21 protein-coding genes are annotated in these 22561 nt (G+C 70.8%); 12 read left to right on the forward strand and 9 right to left on the reverse strand.

Annotated features, from left to right (window positions below; all coding sequences use genetic code 11):
• Positions 1-21 precede the first annotated feature (21 nt).
• Both ACSEEN_RS14340 and ACSEEN_RS14345 read left to right on the forward strand, forming a co-directional pair.
• Positions 22-2136, forward strand: coding sequence for a Dam family site-specific DNA-(adenine-N6)-methyltransferase (locus ACSEEN_RS14340; RefSeq protein ID WP_440713532.1), 2115 nt, complete (start codon positions 22-24; stop codon positions 2134-2136).
• Positions 2137-2198: 62 nt separating this feature from the next.
• Positions 2199-2567 (forward strand): nuclear transport factor 2 family protein, encoded by a 369-nt coding sequence (locus ACSEEN_RS14345; RefSeq protein WP_298443180.1) that lies wholly within the window; start codon positions 2199-2201, stop codon positions 2565-2567.
• Between the two features lie 119 nt (positions 2568-2686).
• On the opposite strand, the gene ACSEEN_RS14350 is transcribed toward ACSEEN_RS14345, so the two are convergent.
• From ACSEEN_RS14350 to ACSEEN_RS14360, 3 genes are all read right to left on the reverse strand, one after another.
• The gene (locus ACSEEN_RS14350; RefSeq protein ID WP_440713533.1) at positions 2687-3364 is read right to left on the reverse strand and encodes an SDR family oxidoreductase; all 678 of its coding nucleotides are present in this window, start codon (positions 3362-3364) and stop codon (positions 2687-2689) included.
• A 131-nt stretch (positions 3365-3495) separates the two neighbouring features.
• Complete coding sequence (locus ACSEEN_RS14355) at positions 3496-3954, reverse strand: MarR family winged helix-turn-helix transcriptional regulator (protein ID WP_298443176.1); 459 nt, start codon at positions 3952-3954, stop codon at positions 3496-3498.
• Between the two features lie 66 nt (positions 3955-4020).
• The gene (locus ACSEEN_RS14360) at positions 4021-5745 is read right to left on the reverse strand and encodes a TPM domain-containing protein (protein WP_440713534.1); all 1725 of its coding nucleotides are present in this window, start codon (positions 5743-5745) and stop codon (positions 4021-4023) included.
• 70 nt (positions 5746-5815) lie between these two features.
• On the opposite strand from ACSEEN_RS14360, the gene ACSEEN_RS14365 reads away from it, so the two are divergent.
• Positions 5816-7222, forward strand: coding sequence for a phytoene desaturase family protein (locus ACSEEN_RS14365; protein ID WP_440713535.1), 1407 nt, complete (start codon positions 5816-5818; stop codon positions 7220-7222).
• A 2-nt stretch (positions 7223-7224) separates the two neighbouring features.
• Entirely contained in the window at positions 7225-7743 is a 519-nt protein-coding gene (locus tag ACSEEN_RS14370; RefSeq protein ID WP_247865557.1) for a putative immunity protein, read from the forward strand.
• Between the two features lie 48 nt (positions 7744-7791).
• Here the strand turns inward: ACSEEN_RS14370 and ACSEEN_RS14375 are convergent, their stop codons facing one another.
• Complete coding sequence (locus tag ACSEEN_RS14375; RefSeq protein ID WP_440713536.1) at positions 7792-8583, reverse strand: LLM class F420-dependent oxidoreductase; 792 nt, start codon at positions 8581-8583, stop codon at positions 7792-7794.
• Positions 8584-8650: 67 nt separating this feature from the next.
• Between ACSEEN_RS14375 and ACSEEN_RS14380 the strand changes: the two genes are divergently transcribed.
• Both ACSEEN_RS14380 and dinB read left to right on the forward strand, forming a co-directional pair.
• The gene (locus ACSEEN_RS14380) at positions 8651-9334 is read left to right on the forward strand and encodes a class I SAM-dependent methyltransferase (protein WP_247865555.1); all 684 of its coding nucleotides are present in this window, start codon (positions 8651-8653) and stop codon (positions 9332-9334) included.
• 183 nt (positions 9335-9517) lie between these two features.
• Positions 9518-10750, forward strand: a complete 1233-nt coding sequence (gene dinB / locus ACSEEN_RS14385; RefSeq protein WP_298443158.1) for a DNA polymerase IV — start codon at positions 9518-9520, stop codon at positions 10748-10750.
• Between the two features lie 61 nt (positions 10751-10811).
• Here the strand turns inward: dinB and ACSEEN_RS14390 are convergent, their stop codons facing one another.
• Positions 10812-11909, reverse strand: coding sequence for a DUF475 domain-containing protein (locus ACSEEN_RS14390; protein ID WP_298443155.1), 1098 nt, complete (start codon positions 11907-11909; stop codon positions 10812-10814).
• Positions 11910-11994: 85 nt separating this feature from the next.
• Entirely contained in the window at positions 11995-12978 is a 984-nt protein-coding gene (locus ACSEEN_RS14395; RefSeq protein ID WP_440713537.1) for a quinone oxidoreductase family protein, read from the reverse strand.
• 64 nt (positions 12979-13042) lie between these two features.
• Between ACSEEN_RS14395 and ACSEEN_RS14400 the strand changes: the two genes are divergently transcribed.
• A complete protein-coding gene (locus ACSEEN_RS14400) occupies positions 13043-14359 on the forward strand; it encodes a TrpB-like pyridoxal phosphate-dependent enzyme (RefSeq protein ID WP_440713538.1) in 1317 nt (438 codons plus the stop codon).
• 174 nt (positions 14360-14533) lie between these two features.
• Here the strand turns inward: ACSEEN_RS14400 and ACSEEN_RS14405 are convergent, their stop codons facing one another.
• Both ACSEEN_RS14405 and ACSEEN_RS14410 read right to left on the reverse strand, forming a co-directional pair.
• Complete coding sequence (locus ACSEEN_RS14405; protein ID WP_440713539.1) at positions 14534-14950, reverse strand: ester cyclase; 417 nt, start codon at positions 14948-14950, stop codon at positions 14534-14536.
• Between the two features lie 91 nt (positions 14951-15041).
• Positions 15042-16121, reverse strand: coding sequence for a lactonase family protein (locus tag ACSEEN_RS14410; protein ID WP_440713540.1), 1080 nt, complete (start codon positions 16119-16121; stop codon positions 15042-15044).
• A 157-nt stretch (positions 16122-16278) separates the two neighbouring features.
• On the opposite strand from ACSEEN_RS14410, the gene argG reads away from it, so the two are divergent.
• The 5 genes from argG (at position 16279) to ACSEEN_RS14435 (ending at position 21713) form a co-directional block, all read left to right on the forward strand.
• Positions 16279-17697 carry an argininosuccinate synthase gene (gene argG, locus ACSEEN_RS14415; protein WP_298441872.1) on the forward strand — a complete coding sequence of 473 codons (1419 nt, stop codon included), beginning with the start codon at positions 16279-16281 and terminating at the stop codon, positions 17695-17697.
• A gap of 328 nt (positions 17698-18025) precedes the next feature.
• A complete protein-coding gene (locus ACSEEN_RS14420; protein ID WP_440713541.1) occupies positions 18026-18673 on the forward strand; it encodes a helix-turn-helix transcriptional regulator in 648 nt (215 codons plus the stop codon).
• 59 nt (positions 18674-18732) lie between these two features.
• The gene (locus ACSEEN_RS14425) at positions 18733-19908 is read left to right on the forward strand and encodes a sensor histidine kinase (protein WP_440713542.1); all 1176 of its coding nucleotides are present in this window, start codon (positions 18733-18735) and stop codon (positions 19906-19908) included.
• A complete protein-coding gene (locus ACSEEN_RS14430) occupies positions 19905-20930 on the forward strand; it encodes a DUF8320 family protein (RefSeq protein WP_440713543.1) in 1026 nt (341 codons plus the stop codon). The genes ACSEEN_RS14425 and ACSEEN_RS14430 overlap by 4 nt, the downstream gene beginning before the upstream one ends.
• A 162-nt stretch (positions 20931-21092) precedes the next feature.
• Complete coding sequence (locus tag ACSEEN_RS14435; protein WP_440713544.1) at positions 21093-21713, forward strand: LuxR C-terminal-related transcriptional regulator; 621 nt, start codon at positions 21093-21095, stop codon at positions 21711-21713.
• 7 nt (positions 21714-21720) lie between these two features.
• Here ACSEEN_RS14435 and ACSEEN_RS14440 read toward each other — a convergent pair whose 3' ends face one another.
• Entirely contained in the window at positions 21721-22446 is a 726-nt protein-coding gene (locus tag ACSEEN_RS14440) for an MSMEG_1198 family transcriptional regulator (protein WP_440713545.1), read from the reverse strand.
• Positions 22447-22561 lie beyond the last annotated feature (115 nt).

The raw sequence follows: 22561 nt of genomic DNA on the forward strand, positions 1-22561 counted from the left end.
AGAAATGGAAAGACGCAGGTCGTGAAGACGTTTCAGCTGCGGAACCGCCGCTACTTGGGCTCCAAGCGCGCGGTGTTGCCGGTGCTCGACGAGGTGCTCGCGGCGCTGCCCGCACCGCCGGGGACCGCCGCGGATCTGTTCGCCGGCACCGGGGTGGTCGGGGAGTCGCTGGCACGAGCCGGGCTCGCCGTCACCTTCAACGACCTGCTCTCCTCGAACACCACGATCTATCGCGCGTTCTTCGGAAGCGGAACCATGCGCGACGAGCTGCTGTGTGAACTGGTCGGGGAGATCAACGACGTCCGCGCGCCGGCTCCGAACTACTTCTCCACGACCTTCGCCGGCACGTATTTCAGTGACGACAACGCGCGGCTGATCGGGCACTTCCGCTCGCGCATCGAGGACTGGACGGACGCCGGGCGGATCACCGAGCGCGAACGCGCCGTCTTGATCAGCAGCCTGCTGTACGGGATGGACAAGCAGGCGGCCACCGTCGGGCACTACGACGCGTTCCGCGCCGGTGCGGCTGCCGAGCAACCCCGCCTGGTGTTCGGTCTCCCCGAACTGGAGGAGTTCTCCAGGCCGCATGCCGTCACCCGGCGCGACGCGAATCAACTTGTCCGCGAACAGCATTGGGATCTGGTCTACATCGACCCGCCCTACAACTCGCGGCAATACGGCGACCTCTACCACGTGCTCGACAACGTGACCGACTGGCAGCAGGGGCCGGTGCGCTTCAAGGCACGGAAGATGGACCGCCGCCACCTCAAGAGCGACTACTGCACCACCGCGGCGCTGCCCGCGTTCAGCGACCTGATCGATGCGCTCGACACGTCGACCATCGTCATGAGCTACAACGACACCGGCGAGCGCGGCAACGCCCGCTCGGCCGCCCGCCTGACCGATGACGACATCCTCTCGGTGATGGGCCGTCGCGGCCGGGTGGAGGTGATCGACGTCCCGCACCGCGAGTTCACCACCGGCCGATCGGGGATCGGCGACATCGTCGAGCGCCTCTTCGTCTGCCGGGTGGCGGCCCGCCGGCCGCGGGCTGCCTCACCGAGCCGCTCGAGCGGAGTCGCGACCGTGGCGGACCGGTCGGAGGATGCCCCGGCATGCGGATCGAGTGAAGCCCCGACCGTGGCGGCTCGGTCGGGGGCGGCCCCGGCACGCCGGTCGGGCGGAGTCGAGACGTCGACCGACATCTCCGTCGAGACCACCTCGGTGGTCCGCAGTCCGCTAAATTACACCGGGAACAAGAAGCGCCTGGTCCGCGAGATCATCCCGCTGCTGCCCGCTCCGAGCGAGTCGCACCGGCGCTTCGTCGACGTCTTCGGCGGTTCGATGACCGTCGGCATGAACGCCGGATACCCGCGGGTCGTCCTCAACGACGTGCAGGGCGACGTCATCGCCCTCGCCCGGCTCTTCGTCTCGACGTCGTACGGTGAGATCGTCGCGGAGGTCGAGCGGCTCATCGCCGAGTACGAACTCACCGACAGCCAGCGATACGGCTATCAGGCCTACGGAGCCAACTCGTCGAACGGGCTGGGCCGGGTCAACAAGGACGCTTACCTGCGGCTCCGCGCGGATTTCAACGCGATGGACCCGGCGGATCGCCGTCGGCCGTTCGCCTTCTTCGCGCTGGTGGTGTTCGGCTTCAACAACCAGATCCGCTACAACGGCCGCGGTCGGTTCAACATGCCGGTCGGCAAGCGGGACTTCAACTCCCGGGTGCGCAAGAACCTCTTCGACACGGTCACCCGAATGCATCGGCTCGCGCCCGAGCTGTGGACCCGCGACTTCCGCGAGGTCTTCGGCGAGGTCGAGAGCACCGACGTGGTCTACTGCGATCCGCCGTATCTCCTCGGCACCGCGCCGTACAACGAGCAGAACGCCTGGACCGTGGACGACGAGACCGCGCTGCTCGACGAGCTGTCCCGCTTCGCGGCGCGCGGCGGCGTCTTCGGACTGTCGAATGTGCTGTCGCACAAAGGAACCGAGCATTCGCAGCTGGCCGATTGGGCCTGCCGTCACGGTTTCGTGGTGCACACGCTGGAACACAGCTACGCCAATTCGTCGTATCACCGGAAAGACCGCAACGGCTCCCGCGAGGTTCTGATCACCAACCATCGGTGACCGGGCCGAGGGCCTGCTATCGTCCGAGTGACTAGAACACGTTCTATTTCTGTGGAGGGTGCATGAGCGCGGACAAGCGGGCGGTGGTCGACGCCTACGTCGAGTTGCTGTCGAACGGAACGGCCGAACAACTCGCCGATCTCTACGCGGACGGGGCGACGGTGGAGGATCCGATCGGTGCGCCGATCCGCCGGACCCGGCAGGAACTGATCGAGTTCTACTCGATCATCACCGGCCTCGATTCGCGCGAGGCGACACTCAAGTGGGCCAAGATCGCGGGCGACACCGCGGTCTTCGAGTTCACCCTCGTCACCGGGACCGCGGGGATGTCGTTCGAGATCACCCCGGTCGACATCATGGTGTTCGACGACGCCGGAAAGATCGTGTCGATGCGGGCGGTCTGGGAGCAGTCGGACCTGAAGCAGTTGTAGGCCACGGCCTGGGCCGCAGAACATCGGCCGCTGGGGCGCCGCCGGGGGAATATCGCCGCCCGCGGCGCCGAGACGGCCGGTCTTCTGCGAACGCGGCCGGGTGGGGCGCGCGTGCGTGCCTATCGGCCGCGGGGGCGCAGGATCAGGTCTGTCGGATGCGCGTCCGGCGGAGCGGCGATCGTCTGGGCGACGGCCAGGGCCACCGTCTCCGGACTGAGGAACTGCGAGGCGTCGTAGGGCCGGCCCTCCAGGGCGACGATGCCGCGCTGCATGTCGGTATCGATCCGCCCGGGGTAGATCGACGTGACGCGCAGGTCCGGCTCCTCGGCGCGGATCCCGTCGGCGAGTGCGCGCAGGGCGAACTTGCTGGCGGCGTAGGGAGTCCAGTCGGCGCGCACGTTCTGGCCCGCACCCGAATTGAGGAAGACGAGGTGGCCGCGCCGTGCCCGCAGGCCGGGCAGCAGAAGCCGGGTGAGCTCGGCGGCGGCGATGACGTTGATCTCCATCAGGTCACGCCATTCGCTCGCTCGAGTGTCGCCGACCGGCCGCAGCGCGCTCGCGATTCCGGCGGAGTGCACCAGTGCGTCGAGTTCGTCGATCGGGGCGACGGCGCGCGCGAGGGCGTCGTGGTCGGTGAGGTCCACCCGCAGGACCGCGGCGGCCCCGACGTCGGCGGCGACGGCGTCGAGCGCGGTACCGTCGCGGCCGACGAGGATCAGCTCGTGCGTGTCGGCGAGGACCCGGGCGATCGCGGCGCCGACACCGCGGCTGGCTCCGGTGACGAGGGCGGTCGGCATGGACGCGACTCTACCGGCGGCTCAAGCGGTGGGCCTGCGACGTGTGTCGCGGGTCCAGCTCCGCGTCGCGGCCCATGCGGAACCCGCGGCACCATGGAGGGCCCGCGACACGGGGTGGGGAGAACCGGGCCTCACTCGCCGGAATCGCGACCGGGGCACCGCTCCAGGGCTGCTTGCAGTGCGGTGAGGGCGGGAAGGGCGTCGATCAGCGCGGCACGGTGTTCCGGCGGGAGCGATTCGACGGCGGCCGCGAGCACCTCGTCGCGGTGCGTGCGGAGTTCGGCGACGGCCTCGCGGCCGTGGTCGGTCAGTTCGACGAGCACGGCGCGCCGGTCGTCCGGGTCCGGCCGGCGCTGCACCATCTCCTTGCGGGCCAGGGTGTCGATGAGTGTGGTCGCCGAGGGCATCCGGATCGATTCGCGCTGGGCGAAGTCGCCCATCCGCATCGGTCCGTGATCGGTCAGCGTCGCGATCGCCGAGGCGTGCGCCGCGGTCAGCTCGGTGCTGGGCGAGTTGCGGCGCAGCGAGAGATACAGCCGGGTCACGGCGGCGCGCAGCCGTCCGATCGCGGCGGGGTCGGCTTCGGTCACGATTCCAGTCTAATACTTAGGTTAGCTAAGTAAAAGTAGTCCTCGGGTCCGCTTGCACCGGACCCGTCAGTGACGACCCCCGGTGGCGATCCGCCCGGACGTCTCGGTCCCGCCGAAGGAGCCCGGGGTACGGCCACCGATGGTGAAACCGCCCCGGCCGATCTCCGTCGGCGCGGACTGCGGGCCGGTCGAGACCACCGCGTCGACCAGCACCCCCGTCAGCACCGGGCCGCCGTCGTCGGACGACACCCGCCACGCCTCGACGTCCCGCCCGCTGAGGGACAGCGCCTCCAGTGCGTGGGCGAGGGCCGCCGCCGTCGAGGCGGCCGCCTCCTCCGGACCGTCGGTCCGCTCGGCCGCGTCGAGCAGCCGTTCGGCCTCGGAGAGCCGGATGCGCGCCGGTGTGCCGACGGCACCGCGCCGGGTGTCGATGAAGCTCTCGGCGGCGCTCACCGTGGCGGTGGCGACCGGGGAGCCCTCCGTCGCCTCGCCGACCAGAGCGAGGTTCAGTTCGGCGTCGGCGAGGGCATCGAGGAGCTTGCCCGCGGTGTCCAGCGCGCACTCGGCCGAGCGGATCGCGGCCACCGTCGACGGACCGCCCGCCTCGGTGCCGGCCTCGCGGCCCTGCCCGATGCTGTCGTCGGCGAACTGCACCAGCTCGCGGGCCAGCGCGACGTTCCCGGCGACCGACTGGGCCACGGCCCGGCCGGACGACCCGGTGACCGCGGCCTCGTGCTCGGCGGCATCGTCGAGCCGGTCGGCCAGCCGTGCCGAGCGGTCGGCCAGCGCGTCGAGCCGGTCGCCGGCATCGGTCACCAGATCGCGCAGGCGGTCGAAGGCCGGGACCTGCTCGTCGAGGGCCGCGTCGGCGTCCGAGCACATGCTGATGATCTCGACCAGGAGGCGGTGCCGTTCGGCGGTGCCGAGGCCGGCATCCACGTCGTACGAGCGGCGCAGGCGGAACGACGCGGCGAGCGCGCTCTCCGCGGTGGTCAGGGCGGCGCGGAACGGCGCGACGGCGGCGTCGCCGAACTCCTCGACCGCCAGGGCCAGCTCGTCCGCGCTGACCGAGACGGCGTTGTCGGTACTGGTCAGGACCTCCGCGGACCACGGATCGAGCACCTCGATCGGCTGCGAGGTCAGTTCGTCGACGGTGAGCACGGCGTCGGAGGCGATGGCGGCCTCGGCGTCGTCGTCGGCTTGCCGCCGCTTGCTGCGGCGGTACAGCGCGGCCACGATGCCGGCCAGGATCGCGAGGACGACGAGAACGGCGATGAGCAGGTAGATCCACCGGTGCGAGCTGGTGCGATCGAGGTCGTGGGCGGTGTCGAGTGCCGCCTTCTCCCATCTGCCGTCGCGGACGGCCGGTGCGATCGCCGAATCGGCGATCGAGCGCAGGTCGGAGGCGGGGAAGTCGTCGATGGCGTCGGCGCTGCCGAAGTAGAACTTGTGGTCGTCGACGGAGACCGCGAGGAGGATGTCGCGGTAGCTCATCTCGCTCAGATCCTGCGTCTGCTGTGCCCAGGCGGCGGGTGATTTGCCGTCGAAATTGCGCACGTAGACCACGTACAACTGCACGTTCTCGTCGGCCGACAGCTTGGTCACCGCCTGCTTGACCTGGTTCTCCTGGTCGACAGTCAGGGCGTCCGCGGAATCGACCACCTGCTCCCCGGCGGGCAACTGGAGCGGGGCGTCGCCGCGTGCGGGGGCGGCACCGAGCGCACCGAAGAACAGCGCCAGGACGAGACTCAGGGCGGGCAGCGCGACCGGGCGCCGTCGAGCGGGAGGCATGGCATCAATCTAATCGGTCGGGCCGGGCGACGCCGCCGGGAGACGGGCGCCGTGTGGAAGCCTGGGTCCTATGGACTACGACGACGTGGTGGTCGGCGCCGGACCGAACGGCCTCACCGCGGCGGCCGTGCTGGCGCGCGCGGGTCACCGGGTACTGGTGTGCGAGGCCGCCGAGACGATCGGGGGCGGTGCGCGCACCGATGAGGCGTTCGGCGCCGGGATCCGCCGGGACGCCTGCTCGGCGGTTCACCCGACCGGCTTCGTCTCACCCGCGTTCGAGCGACTCGCGCTCGCCGACCACGGGCTGCGCTGGCTGGTCCCGGACCTGTCCGTGGTCCACGGATTCGGGCCGGGCCACGCGATCGGGCTCGCGCGGGATCGTGAACGACGCGCGGCCGGACTCGGCCGGGATGCGCGGCGGTGGGAGGCGGCCGTCGGGTGGGCCGGGGAATCACCCGGCCTGGTCGACGACGTCCTCGGACTGCCCGCGCCACCGCGGCATCCGTTGGCGCTCGGCCGATTCGGTGCGGCGGCCGCGCTACCGGTGAGCGCGTTCACGCGCGGCGCCTTCCGCGACGACGCGACGCGCGCCCTGTTCGCCGGTATCGCCGCCCACGGAGCCCGCCCGCTGTCGTCCGCGGGGTCGACGGCCGCGGGACTGCTGCTGGCGACGCTCGCCGGCTCCGGGTGGCCGGTGGCGCGCGGGGGTTCGCAGGCGATCTCCGACGCGCTGGCCTCGGTGGTCACCGCCGCCGGCGGCACGATCGAGACTGGTCGCCGGATCACCGGTCTCGCCGAACTTCCGCGGGCGGACCGGCTGTTCTTCGACACCTCGCCGCGTGCGTTCGCGGCGATCATGGGGGAGCGGCTGCCGGCCCGGTACCGCCGCGCGCTCGGCCGCTTCCGCTACGGGCCGGGCACATGCAAGGTGGATTTCCTGCTGCGCGAACCGATTCCGTGGCGTGACGAATGCTTCTCCCGAACGGCGACCTTTCATCTGGCCGCCGATGTCGGACAGATCGCCGAGTCCGAGCGCGCGGTGGCCGCGGGCCGGATTCCGGCCGTTCCCTGGGTGCTCGGTGGCGAACCGACGCGGATCGATCCCACGCGTGCGCCCGCGGGCACGCATCTGGCGTGGGCGTACTGCCATGTCCCGGCGGGGAGCGATGCGGATTGCTCGGACGCGATCGTCGAGCAGATCGAGCGGTGCGCCCCGGGCTTCCGCGACGTGGTGAGCGGCACCATCGTGACCACGGCCGCCGGTCTCGAGCGGTACAACGCCAACAACGTCGGCGGCGACATCGGTTGCGGCGCAACGTCGTTGCGTCAGCTGCTGGCGAGGCCAGTGGTCCGGCCGACGCCCCAGGCGACACCGGTGCCGGGGGTGTACCTGTGTTCGGCGGCCACCGCGCCCGGCGGCGGCGTGCACGGCATGAGCGGGTATCGCGCGGCCCGGCACGCGCTGGCGCAGGAGTGAGCGTGATCCTGCCGTCCGTCCGCGATCCGGCGATGATCACCATCCGTCGCGGCGGCACGCTCACCGACGACGACCACCATCTGCTCGCACTCTGGGCGGCCACCTGCGCCGAGCGCGTTCTCGGCTTGTTCGAGGCGACGTGTCCCGGGGACGCCCGCCCGCGCGCGGCGATCGAGGCGGCCCGGGCCTGGGCCGCTGGAGACCTGGCGATGATGGCGGCTCGGGCACTCGGCGGCCATGCGATGGGAGCGGCCCGGCCGCTGACCGGCGCCGCACGCTTCGCCGCCCACGCGGCCGGACAGGCGGCGTGCGTCGGTCACGTCGCCGAGCACGATCTCGGGGCCGCCGCCTACGCCATCAAGGCCGCGATGGCCGCCGCCCCGGCCGGTGAACGCGACGAGGTCAGGCTCGCCGAGCGTGACCGGCAGCGCGCGCTGTTGCCTCCCGCCGTGCGCCAGCTGGTGCTCGCCGATCAGGCGCAGCGGAACGGTCTCTGCTGGGGCGTGTTCGGTGACGGCTGACCGGTCGTGGTCGGGGGAGCTCGGATGGAACTCCACCTGGCGCGTCCACTACCGGTTCCGGTCGCGCCAGTCGCAGAGGAGTTTGGCGGCGGTCAGGTCGTAGTCGGGGCCGCCGGTGGCGACGGTGAACAGCGAGACGCCCTCGGCACTGATCGCGTCGGCGAAGCTCAGGGTCGCGCCGGCGTCGCCCCGGTAGCGGATCTCGGCGGAGCGCTCGATGTCGCCCGGATCGCGCCCGAGATCGGCGCAGTAGCCGGCGAGCAGGGCGCTCTTCTCGCGGTAGGTCTCGACGTTGACGAACGAATGCCAGATGTCGGCATATCGCGCGACCAGCGGCAGGGTCTTGCGCGGTCCGCCGCCGCCGATCATCACCGGAATGTCGCGCACCGGTGGGGGATTGAGCTTGCCGAGGCGATCGGTGATTCGCGGAAGCGACTCGGCGAGGGCGTCGAGCCTGCTGCCCTTGGTGCCGAAGTCGTGGCCGTACTCGGTGTAGTCGCGCTCGAACCAGCCGCTGCCGATGCCGAGGATCAGCCGGCCGCCGGAGATGTGATCGACGGTGCGCGCCATGTCGGCGAGCAGATCCGGGTTGCGGTAGCTGTTGCAGGTCACCAGCGCGCCGAACTCCACGCGTTCGGTCTCCTCGGCCCAGGCGCCGAGCATGGTCCAGCATTCGAAGTGGGCGCCGTCGGGGTCCCCGTAGAGGGGATAGAAGTGATCCCAGTTGAAGATGACGTCGACGCCGAGGTCCTCGGCGCGCAACACTGCGTCGCGGATCAGGCCGTAGTCGGGGGCGTGCTGGGGCTGGAGCTGGACACCGATGCGTGGGGAGCGGGACATGGGTTCCAGTGTGCGCGCACGCCCCGGCGGCGCGCACGGATCGGGTTTGCCGGATACCGTGGAGGGTATGAGTCACGAGCACGGGCACGACGGCAATCCGCACAGCGCGGCCGAATGGGATGAGCGCTATTCCGGCGCGGACCGGCTGTGGACGGCACAGGCGAACCCGGCCCTGATCCGCGAAGCCGCGGACCTGGCGCCGGGCCGGGCGCTGGACGTCGGGAGCGGCGAGGGAGCGGACGCGCGATGGCTCGCGGATCGGGGCTGGACGGTGGTCGCCGTGGACATCTCGCAGGTCGCGCTCGATCGGGCCGCCGCGATTGATTCACGTGAAACCATCGTGTGGCGGCAGGCGGATCTCACGGTCGATCCGGTCCCCTCGACAAGCTCGGGGAGCGGAACGACAAGCTCGGGGAGCGTGACGACGAGCGCGGGGAGCGGGGATGCCGGGTTCGATCTTGTTGCGCTGCACTACTTCCCGGTCGACATCGCGCGGATGGACGTGATCGAGAAGCTGGTCGACGCGCTGGTGCCGGGCGGCACGTTGCTCGTCGTCGCGCACGACGCCGAGGGCATCCGCGCGCACGGCCACGACCCCGACGCCTACGTCCAGCCCGGTGACATCGCCGCCCGCTTCGCCGACCTGCTCGACGTGCAGATCCTCGATACCGTGCCGCGCGGCCGCCCGGCGGGTGGAGTCAGCGACCAGCGCCACATGGACGACGTGGTGTTGAAGGCCCGCCGGAAGTAGCCGAGAGCGTCGTCCGCGGAGAGCCCGCCGAATTCGTCGGACGGGCGAGCGGCTCCGCGGAACCGCCTCACCCCGGTGCGTCGTCGTGGGCCGGCTTCGGTGTGGTCTCGTTCCTCGGCCTGCTCAGCCGGCAAGGTCTCCCGGCCCGAGCTCTCTGTCGGAGGGCGGTGGGACCATCCGGGAGTGAGGATCGAGCGGGCCGGACGGAGCGAGGCGTCGATCCTCCATGCCGATCTGGATTCGTTCTACGCGTCGGTGGAGCAGCGGGACGACCCGGGATTGCGCGGGCGGCCGGTTCTGGTCGGTGGCGGGGTGGTGCTGGCGGCGAGCTACGAGGCCAAGGCGTGCGGGGTGCGGACGCCGATGCCGGGCCGGGAGGCGCGCGCACTCTGCCGGGGCCGGGCGGTGACCGTCGCGCCGCGCTTCGCCGCCTACGTCGAGGCCAGTCGTGCGGTGTTCGACGTCTTCGGCGACACCACGCCGATCGTCGAGGGGATCTCGGTCGATGAGGCGTTCCTGGACGTCGGTGGTCTGCGGAAGATCAGCGGCAGCCCGCGGGAGATCGCCACGCGGCTCCGCGAACGGGTCCGCGGCGAGGTGGGGCTGCCGATCACCGTCGGCATCGCACGGACCAAGTTTCTGGCGAAGGTCGCCAGCGGGGCGGGTAAGCCCGACGGATTGCTCGAGGTACCGCCCGACGGTGAACTGGCCTTCCTGCACCCGCTGCCGGTGCGCAGCCTGTGGGGTGTGGGTCGCAAGACCGAGGAGCGGCTCACCGCGGCCGGAATCCGTACCGTCGGCGACATGGCCGCGTTCGGCGAGTCGGGCCTGGCGGCGCTTCTCGGTCAGAACATCGGCCGCCACCTCTACGCGCTGGCGATGGCGCGCGATCCGCGCCGCGTCGAGACGGGGCGGCGCCGCAAGTCCATCGGTGCGCAACGGGCGCTGGGGCGCCGGATCAAGTCCGAACGCGACATCGAGGCGACACTGCTCGCCATCGTCGATGGACTGGGCAAGCGGCTGCGTGGCGCGCGGCGGGTGTGCCGGACCGTCGTCCTGCGATTGCGGTTCGACGACTACTCGAGGGTGACGCGGTCGCGGTCGCTCGGTGAGCCCACCGATTCGACCGCGGTCCTCCTCGCGCTCGCGCGAGGCCTGTTCGACGATGCGCTGCCGCTGATCCGCGACCGCGGGTGCACGCTCATCGGGCTCTCGCTGACCAACTTGTCGTCGTACGACGCGGTGCAGCTGGCCCTGCCGTTCGACGGCCGGACCGGCGCGGTGGGTGACGACCACGCGGCGGAGCTGGACGTGGCGATCGACGAGTTGAAGGCCCGGTTCGGTCGTGACGCGGTGACGCGTGGGCGGCTGGTGGGGCGACAGCACGGCGACGACGCCCCGATGCTTCCGGATTGATCGGTTGCTGGACCTGGCTCCTGACCGGAGTCGAAGGGCGCAGTCAACGAATGGACGGAGTTCAGTGTTCGGACAAGGCGCGCTTGCGGACGATGCTGGAGATCAGCGCGGCGCCGATCAGCACCACGCCGATCAGGCCGGTGACGAGCTCGGGCACCTCGGTGCCGATCGAGTAGAAGAGGATCAGTGCCAGTGCGCCGATCGCCCAGTGGGCGCCGTGTTCCAGGTAGACGTACTCCGACAGCGTGCCCTGGCGGACGAGGTAGACGGTGAGCGAGCGGACGAACATGGCGCCGACCAGACCCAGGCCCAGCGCGATGATGATCGGGTCGGCGGTGATGGCGAACGCGCCGATGACGCCGTCGAACGAGAACGACGCGTCGAGCACCTCGAGATAGAGGAACAGGAAGAACGCCGCTTTGCCGGTCGCCCTGGCGAGGTCCGACGGCCCCGAGCGGCGCGGGGCGTCGTCGAGGCTTTCCTCGATGCCCTCCTCGTCGACGTGGAAGAAGTCACCCAGGCCGTTGACCAGGATGTAGGTGACCATGCCGAGGACTCCGGCGACCATCACCGTGCCGGTGGTGCCGTCCGGGGCGATCACGGTGCCGGTGATCAGCAACAGGGTCGACGCGACGACGACCGACAGCTGGTCGAGTCTGCCGATGCGGATCAGCGGCCGCTCGATCCACGACAGCCAGGTGATCTCCTTGTCCGCGAAGAGGAAATCGAGGAAGAGCAGCAACAGGAACATGCCGCCGAAGGCGGCGATCTGCGGGTGCGCGTCGGTGAGCATGGTCTGGTAGCTCGGTGAACCGTCAGGGAAGTGCGAGGCCCCGCCGGCGGGCGGGTGCAGTGCCAGGTCGAGCGCATCCCACGGGTTCTTACCCGACGCGATCCACACGATGACGAGCGGGAACACCAGACGCATACCGAAGACGGCGATCACCACGCCGACGGTCAGGAAGATCTTCTGCCAGAACTCGCTCAGCCGTTGCAGCACGGTCGCGTTGATGACGGCGTTGTCGAACGACAGCGTCACTTCCATGATGCCCAGGATCAGGGTCAGCAGGACGGCGGTGGTGCCGCCGTAGAAGAACGCCGCGACCAGTGCGGCGAGGGAGACCAGGAAGGACAGGCCGAAGATTCGGACGAGATGCATCGGTGCTGGGCGCCTTTCGGGTGTGCCAGGCGGGCGCTTCACTGTATCCCGGCGGGGCGGACGGGCCCGCCCGTGCCCGCGGGGCTCAGGGGAGCAGGACCACCTTGCCGTGGGCGTGACCGGAGGCGACCAGTTCCAGTGCGGCGGGGGCCTCCGACAGGTCGAAGGTGCGGGCGATCGGGACCGTCAGCTCACCGGTACCGAGCAGGGAGACCAGTTGCGCGCGTACGGAATCGCGGTAGGCGGCGCTGTCCGGGGCGGTGCCGGCGAGCGCGGTGAACCCGTATTCGCGGGCGGCCGCGGGGGCCGCGACGGTGAGGATCCGGGAACGTTCCGGCACCAGATCGAGGCTCGCGGCCACCGCCTCGGGGGTGCCTGCGCAGTCGAGCGCGGCGACGACCGGTCCGGGAGCGGCGGCGCGGATCCGGGCGGCGAGCGAAGTCCCTTCGACGGGGCTCAGCGGGCGTGGAACGGGGCTCGGGGTGCGGGGGACGGGGATGCCGCCGAAGCGTCGTACGTCGTCCTCCCGATCGGGGCCGCAGGTGCCGATCACCGTGATCCCGGCGCGGCGGGCCAGCTGCAGAACGACGGTGCCGACCGCACCGGAAGCACCGTGCACGACGACGGTGTCGCCGCGCCGCGCGCCGCTGCGATGCAGCAGTTCGGCGGCGGTGCATCCGGCGAGCAGCAGACCGGCGGCGGCGCGATGGTCGACGTGCGCGTCGAGCGCGAAGGCATCGGTCGCCGGAACGGTCAGCGCCTCGGCGTAGCCGCCGTGCACCCGGAAGGCGGCGACCCGGTCGCCGATCGCCGCCGGGGCGCCCGAACCGAGGACCGCACCCGGACCGGTGGCGGACACGGTGCCGGCGATCTCGTACCCGATCGGCATCGGAAGCAGCGCCGGGTCGCTCGCGCGCCGGACGTGCTTCAGGTCGGCCGGATTCACCCCGGCGGCGGTGACCGACACGGTGATCTCGCCGGGTCCGGGCGCGGGCACCTCGCGCGGGCCGAAGACGAAGCTGTCGAGGCCGGAGAAGCCGTGCGCGGTCCATGCGTTCGCAGTGCTCATACGTCCCAGTGTCCGGCATATGCCACCTGTGTGACCGATCACAGGGACCACTACAGTGACGGGCATGACGACTTCCGAGTTCCGTCCCGCCGTGGACACCTCCCATTCCGACATGGTCACCGTCGAGGTGCCCACCCACTGGTACAACCTGGCGGCCGAGCTCGGTACGCCGATCCCGCCGCATCTGCACCCGGGCACCAAGGAGCCGGTCGGGCCCGACGACCTCGCCGCGCTGTTCCCGGCCGGGCTGATCGCGCAGGAGGTGACCGACGAGGTCTACGTCGAGATCCCCGAGGCGGTGCGCGAGATCTACAAGATGTGGCGGCCGTCGCCGCTGTTCCGCGCCCGCAACTTCGAGAAGGCGCTGAACACCAAGGCGCGCATCTACGTGAAGTACGAGGGCGTGAGCCCGGTCGGCAGCCACAAGACGAATTCCGCTGTGGCGCAGGCGTATTACAACAGCGTCGACGGCGTCAAGAAGCTCACCACGGAGACCGGCGCCGGTCAGTGGGGCAGCGCCCTGGCGTTCGCCGGCGCGCAGTTCGGGATCGACGTCGAGGTGTGGCAGGTGCGAGCGTCGTACGACTCCAAGCCCTACCGCGGCTACCTGATCCGCACCTACGGCGGCACGCTGCACCCGAGCCCGTCGGATCTCACCGAGTCCGGCCGGGCCATGCTGGCCAAGGACCCGAACACCACCGGCAGCCTCGGCATGGCCGTCAGCGAGGCGGTGGAGGTGGCGGCGCAGAACGACGACACGCGCTACGCCCTCGGCAGCGTGCTCAACCATGTGGTGCTGCACCAGAGCGTGATCGGCCAGGAGGCCGTCGAGCAGCTGTACGCGGTGGAGCCCGGCGGTGCGGACGTCGTCTTCGGTTGTGCCGGAGGCGGATCCAACCTCGCCGGCCTCTCGTTTCCGTTCCTGCGGGAGAAGATCCACGGCCGCAGCAACCCGCGCATCGTGGCCGCCGAGCCGGCCGCCTGCCCGTCGATCACCCAGGGCGAGTACCGGTACGACCACGGTGACGTGGCCGGCCTGACCCCGCTGCTGAAGATGCACACCCTCGGTATGGACTTCGTGCCCGACCCGATCCACGCGGGCGGCCTCCGCTACCACGGCATGGCGCCGGCGCTGAGCCACACGGTGAAGCTGGGTCTGGTCGAGGGCACCGCGATCAGCCAGCACGACGCGTTCAGCGCGGGCGTGCAGTTCGCGCGGACCCAGGGCATCGTGCCGGCGCCGGAATCCACGCACGCCATCGCCGCCTGCGCGGCGCACGTGGCGAACAGCGACACCGAAGAGGTGGTGGTGATCGGACTGTCCGGACACGGTCAGCTCGATCTGCCCGCTTACGCCGCGTTCCTCGACGAGGATTTCTGACGGGTCGGCGACCCCGGACGACGACGGCCCGGCACTCCCGCGAACGGGGGTGCCGGGCCGTCTCCTTCGACAGGCTCAGGGAGCGGACTCCGAAGGCTCAGGGAGTGGACTCCGAACGCTCGGGGAGCGAACCCGAAGGCTCAGGTGCCGAACCCCGAAGGCTTCGGCCGGGGCTCAGGCCAGGCCGAGCTGGCTGAGGAAGCCGAGGTTGTCGTAGTAGACGCGGTGATCGGTCACCTTGCCGTCGTCGTTCAGCAGGAAGGTGTCGATCAGACCGAAGGTCACCTTCTTGCCGGTCGGCGGGACCTCGCCGTCGGGCGTGGCGAGCGGGCCGTCGTGCGTGCCGTTGAACACCTGCTCCAGCACCACGCCGCTCTCGTCGGCCCACACCTGGCGCGTGGTGAGACTGATGTCCGGGAAGGCCGTGTAGAAGACCTCGATCGTCGCCAGCAACCCCTCGATGCCCTGGAACGACGAGCCCGGCATCTCGACGGCGACGTCGTCGGCGAAGATGGTCGCGAACAGCTCCTTGTCGTGCTCGGCGAGGCCGCGGTTGTGGGCGTCGATGATGGTGTCGGTGTGGGCGTTCATGGGATTCCTCCTGGGGGTGAGCCGTGATCGTGACTGACCTCACGATGGCCGACGGGCCGGGCCGCGACTGTCCAGATTCCTACACAGGTGGTCAGGCGAGTGGCACCACGGCGGCGCTGGGTCCGTCGGCGAATGCCAGTCCGGTCGGCGCGGGGGCGTGGCCGGAGGGCCGCAGACTGCCGTCGTCCCCGATGAAGAAGCAGGTCACCACCACTTTGGAACCGTTCTTGAACACCGGTGAGGAGACCAGGTAGAGGCGGGTGCCGTCGGACGACAGCGCCAGCATCGCCGGCCCGGGCTCGGTGTCGACGGGGCAGCCGGGCACCCGCCGCAGCGCCCCGTCCGGGTCGACGGCGAAGCCGTCGATGGTGTGCGACATGGTGTTGGCGAACCACACGAAACGGCCGTCGGCGCCGGCGACCGGATTGTGCGGGAACTTGCCGGTCGGATAGGGCGAGCCGGGGAGCTCGGTCAGCGCTCCGCCGGGGGCCACCGCGAACGCCGTGATCGACTTCGACTGCTCGTTGGGGACGTAGAGGAAGTCGCCGCCCGCCGCGAACACCGGCGTGATGGGGAAGACGCCGGACGACTTGGCGCGCCCGGCCGGCCCGTGCGGAGTGCCGTCGTCGTCGATGTCGAACCAGACGATGGACTTGGCGAAGACGCTCGCGATGTAAAGGCGGGTGCCGTCCGGGCTGAGGTACGGCTGCGGGGCGCCGTCGAGGAATCGGCCGAGGCGGATCGGGTCGCCGTCGGCGACGGGCCGGCCGTCGTCGCCGATCCGGTAGTGCGCCAGCGCGCCGCGGAAGAAGCCGGCCGGGCCGTTGCCGATCCCGAGGTAGAGGTGCCGGCCGTCCCCGGAGAGCGCCATGGCGACGGGCGTCCGGTCGAGCGGCAGCGTATCGACCTTGCGCAGGGTGCCGTCGTCGGCGATGGCGAAGGTGAGCAGCGCGGGTGAGAACGCCTGGCGGAGGCTGTACGGGGTGCCCAGGCCGAGGCCCTGCGCCGTGTAGAGGAATCTGTGGTCGGGTGTCGTGCGCACGCAGAAGGTGCCCGCGCCGGTGGGTACCGGCTCGTCGAACGGCTCGATCGACCCGTCGTCGTACAGGTTCAGCACGGCGATGCCGCCGCTCTGGGCGACCACGTACATGCGGTCGACGGGCTGGCTCATGGGGAACTCCTCACGGATGGGGTGATGGCCGTCACGCGGCGCGGTAACACCTGTATAGGTGCGCCGTGGCCGGCCGACTGTCCAGATTCCCGGACGCGGGGCGGCGTTACCCCGAGTCGATTCGTTGCACCGAGAGGCCGGGATTTATGCTGGTCGCATGTCGAAAGTCCTGAGCTCGCTGCCCATTGGTGAGCGTGTCGGTATCGCCTTCTCCGGCGGCCTTGACACCTCCGTCGCCGTCGCCTGGATGCGGGAGAAGGGGGCCGTCCCCTGCACCTACACCGCCAATCTCGGTCAGTACGACGAGCCGGACATCGACTCGGTTCCCGGTCGTGCGCTGCAGTACGGCGCCGAGCTGTCCCGGCTGGTCGACTGCCGGGAGGCGCTGGTCGAGGAGGGTATCGCCGCGTTGCAGTGCGGTGCGTTCCACATCCGCACCGCGGGCAAGGTGTACTTCAACACCACGCCGCTCGGGCGCGTCGTGACCGGCATGCTGCTGGTCCGCGCCATGAAAGAGGACGGCGTCAACATCTGGGGCGACGGCTCCACCTACAAGGGCAACGACATCGAGCGGTTCTACCGCTACGGGCTGATGGCCAACCCGGGCCTGCAGATCTACAAGCCGTGGCTCGACACCGACTTCGTCGAAGAGCTCGGTGGCCGCACCGAGATGAGCGAATGGCTGCTCGCGCGGGACCTGCCGTACCGCGACTCCACCGAGAAGGCGTACTCGACCGACGCCAACATCCTGGGCGCCACCCACGAGGCCAAGGTGCTCGAGCACCTCAACCAGGGCCTGGACATCGTCGACCCGATCATGGGTGTGGCCGCCTGGCGCGACGACGTCGACGTGCCCACCGAAGAGGTGACGCTGGAGTTCGAGCAGGGCCGGCCGGTCGCCATCAACGGGGAGCGCTTCGACTCGATCGTCGACCTGATGATGAAGGCCAACGAGATCGGCGGCCGGCACGGGCTCGGCGTCTCGGACCAGATCGAGAACCGCATCATCGAGGCCAAGTCGCGCGGCATCTACGAAGCCCCCGGCATGGCGCTGCTGCACATCGGCTACGAGCGCCTGGTGAATGCGATCCACAACGAGGACACCGTCGCCAACTACCACAACGAGGGCCGCCGCCTGGGCCGCCTGATGTACGAGGGCCGCTGGATGGACAGCCAGGCCCTGATGCTGCGCGAGGCGCTGGTCCGCTGGGTCGCCTCCGCCATCACCGGCGAGGTGACCGTCCGGCTCCGCCGCGGCGACGACTACCAGTTCCTGAACACCACCGGCCCGGCGCTCAGCTACCACCCGGACAAGCTGTCGATGGAGCGCGTCGGCGACTCCGCCTTCGGGCCGTCGGACCGTATCGGTCAGCTCACCATGCGGAACCTGGACATCGCCGATTCGCGGGCCCGCCTGGAGCAGTACGCGCAGCTCGGCATCGTGGGCGGCTCGACGGCCGAGCTGGTCGGCGAGCTGACCGAGGGCGGTGCCGCCGCGATCGCCGGCGGCGAGGGCCCGGAGGATCCGGCGGAGGTCGCGCTCGACCGCGCCGCGATGGAGTTCGGCGTCGACTAGCTGCTTGCTGCGTCCTCGTCGTCGTGCCGTGTCGTTGTGCGGCGGCGTGAGGCGCTTCGCACCCTGAGTCGGAGGGTCGTTTCGACTCGGCCGGGCCCTTGGGGCCCGTCCGGCGGTTCCTGAGCGAAGTCGAAGGGCTCAACGGGCTGTGTGGCCCCTGTCTGCGTGTCGCCGGTCCCCGCGGCCCGCGACACAGAAATGGACCCGCGACACGGCGCATCTACGGATGGGGGAACGCCGGGTCTGGGCCGGTTGATGTCATCCGAAAGGAGGACAGAACTCGCTGGTAGTGCGGGTTTTTGCGTCGTCGCGTGTTGAACTGGATGGCATGGCGGACAAGAGGATCGGCGTCGTCGAAGACCACGAATCGATGGTGCTCGGGGTGCGGGCCATGCTCGACGGGCACCCGGGCCTGACCCTGGCGTCGTCGTCGGACACCGTGCCGGGGCTCCTGGACCAGCGGCCCGAGCTGGACCTGGTGCTGCTGGATCTGCGGCTCGCGGACGGGTCGTCGCCGACGGCCAACATCGACGCGCTGCACGCCGCAGGGCTGCCGGTGCTGGTCTACACCGGAGCCGAGAATCCGTACCTGGTACGACTCGCCGCGAAGGCGGGGGTGCTGGGCATCGTGCGCAAGTCGGCGCCGGTCGACGCGGTGGTCGAGGCGATCGCCGCGGCGGCCGAGGGGCATCCGGTGATCACCACCGAGTGGGCCGCCGCGATCGACGGCGACCCGGACCTGGACGCCGTCGACCTGAGCCCGCGCCAGCAGGAGGTGCTGTCGCTGTACGCCTCGGGGGAGAAGGCGGACCGGGTGGCGCGGCTGACCGGGCTCACCACCGAGACGGTGAACGACTACGTCGGGCGCATCCGCGCCAAGTATGCGGCGGCGGGCCGTCCGGCCGGCACCAAGATCGATCTCTACCGGCGGGCCGTCGAGGACGGGCTGCTGCCGATGCCGGAGCGGGACCGGTGAGGACGGAGGTCCGGCCCGCGGGCCCGGTCTAGGCCGCGCCCAGCGGCATGGCGCGGGTGGTGCCCGGTGCGAACAACGCCGAGCGGATCACCCGGCTGTTCGGACTGTGCATCGGGTTCGGCTACCTGGGCTATCTGCTGCTGCTGTCGCCGAGCATCGCCGCGCTCATGCCGTACGTGGCGTCCTGGTGGACCCCGGTGACGATCGTGGTGGTCTTCGGGCCGGGGGCCGTGCTGGCGGTGGTCGCCCGGCGGGGCAGCCTGGCGACGACGCGGCGGGTCGCCGCCGTCGCGGCGCTGAGCTTCTTCGTCGGGGTGATCACCTTTCCGCTCGCCTGGAACGGTGTGGCCCTGCCGAGTGACGTCGGCATGTGGCTCGCCGCGTTCCCCGGACTGGCCAGCATGGCGGCGGTGGTCGCCTGGCCGGGTATGGCGGCGTTCGTGCAGATGGTGGTCGCCTGCGTGAGTGTCCAGGTGCTCGAGTTCGTCGCCCACGACGGCCAGCGAGCGACCGCCCTCCTGCCGAACATCTGCTTCGCGGTGATGTTCTGCAGTCTCTTCGTCTTCGGCGTGATGATGTCGATCCGGACCGGCCGGATCCTGGATGAGACCACCGACGAGACGCACGCGACGGCCGCCGCGGCGGCGGCGGTCGACGCGCGGAGCGTGGAGCGCGAGCGATTCGACGCGCTGATCCACGACAGCGTGATGTCGACGCTGCTCGCGGCATCCCGGCCGGGCACGACCGATGTGCCCACCCTCGCGACCGGCACCCTCGCCGAACTCGACGAGATCCGCGCGGGCGTCGAGACCGACCGGCCGTTCTCGCTGTCGCGTGCCGTGGTGCATCTCCGCGCGACGGCGGCCGCCGCCGATGCCGGCGCTCGCTTCGCCGTGGCCGTCGACGAGAGAGGCGCGGGGGAGAGCGACGATCCGATTCCCGCGGAGGCGGTGCGCGCGGTCGGCGCCGCGGTCGCCGAAGCGCTCCGCAACAGTCTGCGGCACGCGGGCAAGGACGCGCATCGCGCGGTCGAAGGCACGGTGGGGCCGTCGTCGATCGAGGTGGCGGTGACCGACGACGGAGCCGGATTCGATCCGTCCTCGGTGTCTGCCCGCCGACTCGGCATCGCGGTGAGTATCCGGGGCCGGATGGACCGGCTCCCGGGCGGAAGCGCGCGGATCGAGTCCGTTCCGGGCGCCGGGACCACGGTGCGGCTGGGCTGGGAGCGTCCGTGAGCGCCCGGCACGAGGACGACGTCAGCGAACTGGCCGGTCTGCGGACGACGGCCGCGGCCTTGCTGGTCGGGGTGTTCGTCGGCACGTACGCGTTGATCGTGTTCACCACGGCGGCGCCGAGCCAGTGGCCCGCGCAGATTCCGGCGTGGTTGCTCGCCAGCGGGGCGGCGATCGCGCTGATCCGCGCCCCCGGTGACCCGGCACCGCTGGGCTGGACCCTCTTCATCGCCTCCGCCGGCCCGGTCGCCGCGATCCTGGTGTTCGCCGCGGTGGACGTGCCGCTGCGCAATCATCTGGAGATCTGGCCGCTCTCGGCGACGACCGCCCTGGGCGTGTACCTGTGCGTGCGCGGCCGGACGATCGCCGCGTGGATCTCGATCATGAGCGCGATCCTGGCGGCCGGAGTCTGGGCGGATCTCACCGGACAGGGCTTCGGATACGGCATATCCATCAGCCTGATCAACCTGGCGCCGATGGTGGTGGCGACGTTCTTCGGGTTCACCATCCGGCCCGCGGCGCGGGACATCTTCGCGCTGCGGCGAGCCGGTACCGCGGCGGCCGCGGCCGAAGCTGCCGACAACGCGGCGCTCGACGAGCGCGACCGTCAGCTCCAGCGGCTCGACAGCGAAGCGCGGCCGCTCCTGGAACGACTCGCCGCCCCGCGACCCCTCACCGATGCCGACCGGCGGTCGTGCGCGCTGGTGGAGGCCCGGCTCCGCGACTCCCTGCGCGCCCCGGTCCTGGACGCCCCGGAACTGGTCGACGCGGTGTGGCAGGCCCGCACCCGCGGCGTCGAGGTGGTCCTGCTGGACGATCACGGTCTCGACGGTGCGCCGGACGCGGTCCGGGAGCGGCTGGTGGGGGCCATGGTTCCGGCCCTGGCCGGGGCCGCCGACGGCACCGTCACGATCCGCATCCTGCCGCCGGGCCGGCGCATCCTGGCGACCGTCCTGCGGGCGTCCGGCGACGACATCGACCGCGCCGAGTACGACGCCGCCGGCGCACTCATCGCCGCGAACTGACGCCGGTTCGGCCGCCGGCGCAGCCCGTTCGAGCGCCCCAAGAACTGGTGTCCGGCTTTCGGACGACGGAGCAATTGGGGTCTTCTCCCGCTTCGTCCCCGTCGATACCGTTCCGGTGAACGGTGTCGGGGATGGCGAGGCGACGGAGAGAGAGTAGGGGCGATGACTGGCGCAGGCACGCGGCGAGCCGTGGGGGTGTGGTCGGCCAACGGCTGGGAACGAGAGGCGATCGCCGCGTGGATCGAGGGGCTCGGCTGTACGGCGGAGATCGTCGAACCGGGGACGGTTCCGGCGGATCTGCCGCAGGTCGTGGTGCTCAGTGGGCGTGACCGGTCGCTGGCGCAGCGGATCGCCTGGATTCCGGCCGCCCGGACGGTCGTCCTCGGCGGCGTCTTCGACGCGACCGTGATGCGGACCGCGCACCACGTGCCCGACGGCCCGGATGTCGCGGACCGGTTGCGCGCACTGCTGTGCGAACTGCTCGGCACCGGTGGCACCCGCATTCAGCTGTCGGCCCGCGAACGGGAGATCCTCACCACCTACGTGCTGGGCGCGACCGTCGAGGAGGCCGCGGCGGAGCACTTCGTCGCCACCAGCACCGTGCGGACGCACTATCGGCGCGTCACCGCCCGGTATGTCGCCGCCGGACGGCCCGTCGCGAACAAGGCGCAGCTGCTGCTGCGGCTGATCGCCGACGGCTGGATCCGGCTGAACGACGTCGTGCCGCCGGCCGGGCCGGCGGTCCTGCCGGTGGAGCCCGCGCCCGACGCGGGCGCCGCTTGAGCCCGGCTCAGAGCACGTCGGAGTGACCGTGCCGGCGGCACCAGCTGGTCAGATACCGGGCGTGCAGGCCGCACCAGCGGTAGATCGATCCCTGGGTGAGCGACAGCGCCTCGTCGTGTTCACCGCGAGCCAGCATCATCGGCCCGAGATAGTGGCTGGTCACCTTGTTCGCGGTCGATGGCGACACCTTCGCGACCGCGGCGAGGGAAGCGTTGTCCGACGCTCGCCCGGCCGCGATGGCACCGGCCAGACGTCCCGCGGTCTGGCCGCGCCGGTCGGCCAGCAACTCGTAGAGCGGCGGTCGGCTCGGCTGCTCGGGGGTCGGCAGTGCCAGGCGTTTGCCGAGCGCCACCGTGCGCAGCGCATCCATGATGGCGTGCAGGCCGTCGGCCTTGGGGATCACCCCGAAGACCTCCGGTCGCAGTCGCGCCTCATCGAGGTGGTCGCGTTCCATGCTGTGGCCCTGGGTGGCGAGCAGCACCGGCGCGGGACGTTCCACCTGGCGGAGACGGTCGATCACGTCGAGCCCGTCGAACGTCCACTCCATCTCGGGGCGGTTCCAGATCAGGTCGGCGGCCACCACGTCGTACCGGACGGAACCGGAGATGAGACTCGTCAGCTCGACGTCGGAGGTGGCGACGGACACGGTGACGTTGTCGAAGGCGTTCTCCAGCGGTGCCGAGATCACTCGCCCGAGAGGCGAGGCGATGAGGATACGCAGACCGGATGCCACGTGGCGAGAGTATCGCCGTGATCACCGGAATGTGTAATCGCGCATGACGCTCGCCGGTTCATGACGATTGTCGCCCGATCCCGGGCGAATCCTGACAGAAAGCATGCTGACCGCG

It is taken from the genome of Gordonia marina, from assembly GCF_052036135.1.
Classification (GTDB): domain Bacteria; phylum Actinomycetota; class Actinomycetes; order Mycobacteriales; family Mycobacteriaceae; genus Gordonia.

What these genes read in the sequence shown, in the direction of transcription:
- ACSEEN_RS14345 (WP_298443180.1), top strand. Translation starts at nt 2,199, where the DNA reads ATGAGCGCGGACAAGCGGGCGGTGGTCGACGCCTACGTCGAGTTGCTG.
- ACSEEN_RS14350 (WP_440713533.1), bottom strand. Translation starts at nt 3,364, where the DNA reads ATGCCGACCGCCCTCGTCACCGGAGCCAGCCGCGGTGTCGGCGCCGCG.
- ACSEEN_RS14360 (WP_440713534.1), bottom strand. Translation starts at nt 5,745, where the DNA reads ATGCCTCCCGCTCGACGGCGCCCGGTCGCGCTGCCCGCCCTGAGTCTC.
- ACSEEN_RS14365 (WP_440713535.1), top strand. Translation starts at nt 5,816, where the DNA reads ATGGACTACGACGACGTGGTGGTCGGCGCCGGACCGAACGGCCTCACC.
- ACSEEN_RS14375 (WP_440713536.1), bottom strand. Translation starts at nt 8,583, where the DNA reads ATGTCCCGCTCCCCACGCATCGGTGTCCAGCTCCAGCCCCAGCACGCC.
- ACSEEN_RS14380 (WP_247865555.1), top strand. Translation starts at nt 8,651, where the DNA reads ATGAGTCACGAGCACGGGCACGACGGCAATCCGCACAGCGCGGCCGAA.
- ACSEEN_RS14390 (WP_298443155.1), bottom strand. Translation starts at nt 11,909, where the DNA reads ATGCATCTCGTCCGAATCTTCGGCCTGTCCTTCCTGGTCTCCCTCGCC.
- ACSEEN_RS14395 (WP_440713537.1), bottom strand. Translation starts at nt 12,978, where the DNA reads ATGAGCACTGCGAACGCATGGACCGCGCACGGCTTCTCCGGCCTCGAC.
- ACSEEN_RS14400 (WP_440713538.1), top strand. Translation starts at nt 13,043, where the DNA reads ATGACGACTTCCGAGTTCCGTCCCGCCGTGGACACCTCCCATTCCGAC.
- ACSEEN_RS14405 (WP_440713539.1), bottom strand. Translation starts at nt 14,950, where the DNA reads ATGAACGCCCACACCGACACCATCATCGACGCCCACAACCGCGGCCTC.
- ACSEEN_RS14410 (WP_440713540.1), bottom strand. Translation starts at nt 16,121, where the DNA reads ATGAGCCAGCCCGTCGACCGCATGTACGTGGTCGCCCAGAGCGGCGGC.
- argG (WP_298441872.1), top strand. Translation starts at nt 16,279, where the DNA reads ATGTCGAAAGTCCTGAGCTCGCTGCCCATTGGTGAGCGTGTCGGTATC.
- ACSEEN_RS14420 (WP_440713541.1), top strand. Translation starts at nt 18,026, where the DNA reads ATGGCGGACAAGAGGATCGGCGTCGTCGAAGACCACGAATCGATGGTG.
- ACSEEN_RS14435 (WP_440713544.1), top strand. Translation starts at nt 21,093, where the DNA reads ATGACTGGCGCAGGCACGCGGCGAGCCGTGGGGGTGTGGTCGGCCAAC.